This is a genomic window from Halochromatium sp. (assembly GCF_054919635.1).
Genome location: NZ_JBUDPI010000388.1, coordinates 1 through 3,246, shown reverse-complemented (window position 1 = coordinate 3,246; position 3,246 = coordinate 1). Strand labels below are relative to the sequence as shown.

General features: G+C 64.8%; 3 protein-coding genes. 1 reads left to right on the top strand and 2 read right to left on the bottom strand.

Annotated elements, in window-relative coordinates:
* A partial coding sequence (locus tag ACY693_RS17045) for a V4R domain-containing protein (RefSeq protein WP_462323005.1) occupies nt 1–216 on the top strand: 216 nt, incomplete at its 5' end.
* 6 nt (nt 217–222) lie between these two features.
* Here ACY693_RS17045 and ACY693_RS17040 read toward each other — a convergent pair.
* Together ACY693_RS17040 and ACY693_RS17035 are read right to left on the bottom strand one after the other, a co-directional pair.
* The gene (locus ACY693_RS17040; RefSeq protein ID WP_462323004.1) at nt 223–1,413 is read right to left on the bottom strand and encodes a class I SAM-dependent rRNA methyltransferase; all 1,191 of its coding nucleotides are present in this window, start codon (nt 1,411–1,413) and stop codon (nt 223–225) included.
* A gap of 359 nt (nt 1,414–1,772) precedes the next feature.
* Nucleotides 1,773–3,246 (bottom strand): GNAT family N-acetyltransferase (locus ACY693_RS17035; RefSeq protein WP_462323003.1); only part of this gene is annotated, 1,474 nt, incomplete at its 5' end.

The following is a 3,246-nucleotide window of genomic DNA, read 5'->3' as shown; positions in this document are numbered from 1 at the left end:
GGGCACTTCAGCTACAGCATTGGTCGACCGGTTCAGGTCCGTATCCAGGATTGTCCGCTATGCCGTGGCAGCCAGGCCGATGTGCCGGTCTGCGACTTCTACCGCGGTGCCTTCGAGCGTCTGTTCACCACCTTGGTCAACCGCCGAACGCAGGTGGTCGAGACCCAGTGTCAGGCCATGGGTGCTGAGGCCTGCCTCTTTGAGATGCGCTGGTAGCTGGCCTCAGTCCAAGGCCCGGAGCGCGAGCATCTTCAGATAGGCGGTCTCCGGGATTGCCGGATGGATCGGATGATCTGGCCCTTGCGCACCAGAGACGATCAGTTGCAGTCGGCGACCCGCCCGGCGCGCGGCCTGCTGCACAGCATGCAGGAAGGCGTCACGACCCAAGTGGAAGGAGCAGGACGAGGTCAGCAAGAGTCCGCCGCTGGCGAGCACCTCGAGTCCCAGTCGATTGAGGCGCTGATAGGCGCGCTGCCCCTCGGCCTCGTCGCGCCGACGTTTGATGAAGGCCGGTGGATCGAGGATCACCATTGCGAATCGGGCCTGTTCGTCGCGCAGTGCTCGCAGCCTGTCGAAGGCATCGCCCTGGAGGGTGCTGACCCGATCTTGCAAGCCGTTTAGGGTCGCATTGGCCTGCACTGCGGCGACGGCACTGGCCGCGCTATCGATGCAGGTGACGTTGCTCGCGCCGGCCGCAGCAGCTTGTAAGCCCCAGGCGCCGAGATAACAGCAGCAGTCGAGCGCTGGGCCGCTCGGTGTCAGGCGTTGCAGCAGCCGGCGATTATCGGCCTGATCGAAGAACCAGCCGGTCTTCTGGCCCCTCACTGGTGAGACCTGAAAGCGCAATCCGGCCTCACTGAGCTCGAGCTCGCCTGGGTCCTCCCCAAGCACCCATTCGATGCCCTGCTCCAAGCCTTCTTGCTCGCGTGCCGGCGTATCGTTTCGCAGCAGGATGCGCTTTGGACGAATGACCTGCTCCAGTGCCGCTAGCAGGTTGCCTCGCTCGCGCTCCATGCCGGCAGTGGTGATCTGGACCACCAGCAGCTCGCCATAGCGGTCAACGATCACCCCGGGCAGGGCATCGCCCTCGCTATGGACCAGCCGATAGAAGGGAGCGGGATAGAGGCGCTCGCGCAGCTCTAGCGCGCGATGGATGCGCTCAGCGAAGACCGAGGCAGTGAGCGGATGCTCGCGCTGACGGCTGGTGATGCGCACCGCGATCAGCGAGTGCGGATTGGCATAGCCGTAGCCGAGCCAGCGCCCGCGCTTGGAAAGCACCTCGACCGGTTGACCAGGCTCGAGCGCCTTCAACGGCGTCTGATTGGTGTCGATCTCGTTGCTATAGACCCAGTCATGTCCAGCCAAGAGGCGGCGTTCTTGGTCCTTCTTCAATTGCAGCTTGGGTGGGGTCATCTGGGCTCGATCTCCTAAAGCGACATCAATCGCGGCGCAGCGTCTGGCAACCTGCCAGCCTACAACCCATTGCGCTCCCAGGGTAGTCTTCGCCATGCCCTCGGCAAGGCGCTTCGTGAAGCAGACGGGAAAACGCTTGGTCTCCGTTGTGAGGCCAGCGCATGCTTGAGCCTCAGCTTCGGGAGCATGACGACGCGCAGGCAAGGAGCGCAAACGCGTGTAGCCTATTGCGCAGGGTCTTCGTTTGCCTTCAAGGAATAGCATCAGGAACGAGCCTTGCCAGCTATGTGACCGGCGATGCGGCACGGAAGGCGAGCATAACGACTCGCGAGGCGTTATGAGCTTTCCACAGAAATCGCTTAGGGCGGGTGCGATGAGCGCAGGACTGCGATCGCTGCACGCAGCGCTTGCACGAGCTCGGCTCGGCCGCTGAGCTCGAGTCTGGCGATGACCGCTTGCGTGTCGCGCCGTTGCAGGAGGCTCAGGATCAGCAGGTCGCGTTGCCTTCGTGACAGGGTGCGCTCAATCTCAGTGGCGCGCGTCCCGAAGAGACGTTCTCTCACCAACCGCTCAAGCGCCGGAAGCGCGGCCTCAAGGGTCCGATGGGCATCGGCGAAGGCGTCGATCTGTTGCTCATCATCGGCGTTGATGAGCCGTTCAGGGCCTGGTAATGCCTGCAGCAGCGATACTAGGATCTCAGGCTCAACGGTCTGCAGCGGGCCACTGAGCAGGGTCGGTAGATCGCGGGCCAGGCGTTGACGTGCTTGCGCGATCAGGTCCTGCCCTGCTGGCGTTAGCGCCTGCAGCACCACGGCTGCGCGGGCGCCGCTGGCCGCATTGCGCCCCGTGCCAAGGTGCAGCGCCTCCAGCCCACAGCGATGCCAGAAGCTGAGTAGCTCGGTGCTCACCCCGAAACTGGCTCCCAACAGGTCGAGACCGTCACGATGCGCTTGCATGGCGAGCTCGCCGAGAAGGCGCCGGCCGAGCCCGCGACGCCGTGCGGCAGGATGGACGGCGATACGCACGATCCGCGCATAACCCAGGGCTGGTGCTGCGTGCAGTCCCGCATGGGCGGACAGTGTCTGCGGCAACAGGTGCCCGCGCGGTCGGCGCCGACCCTCGAAGATCGCTGGGATCAGCGTTGCCCCCAGCCGACCTTCGCGAGCGACCAGGGCGGTTGCCAGGACCAGGCCTTCAACGGTGAGGCTTGCGACCCTGAGATTCGGGCCATCGAGCAGCTGTCGCAGGTCGTTGGGCCGGGTCTGGTAGTGACCGAGCAGCAACAATCCAAACAACTGCCGCAGTAGCGTCTCGTCGGCGGCCAAGGCAGCGGCCTCGTGCAGCTGAAACCGCACCGCGGTCAGGTCGGCCGTCGCAACCTCCGCATCCGATGCGGGCTCAGCATCGAGCAGCAGCGCCTGGTTGAGCCACTGTTCGACCCGATCGCCTTGGCGCCAGCGAATGGGGGTATGAAGCCGGAGCGCTCGCCAGCCCGGACTGCGCTGATCGAGCACGGAGCGAAAGCGGATATCGAAGCCGCGTCCGCTGCCTTCATAGCCATGCACGGTGCTCGCGAAGCAGATTCGCGGGTAGTGCATCAGAAACTGCTCAAGGAGCGGTGCGGGAATCCCGGCGGCCTCATCGATCAGCAGCAGATCGGCTGCTGGGGTGGTCGCGAGCAGCGCATCCGGTGCCAGAAAACTCAGCAAGCGCTCGAGCGCGCTGGTCTGAGCCGATGCGGCCTGCAGTGCGGCTCGGGAGTGGGTGAACAAGGTCTCGACGGCGCTGCGCCGCGGAGCGGAGACGATGATCCTCGAGCCTCGCGATGCAATG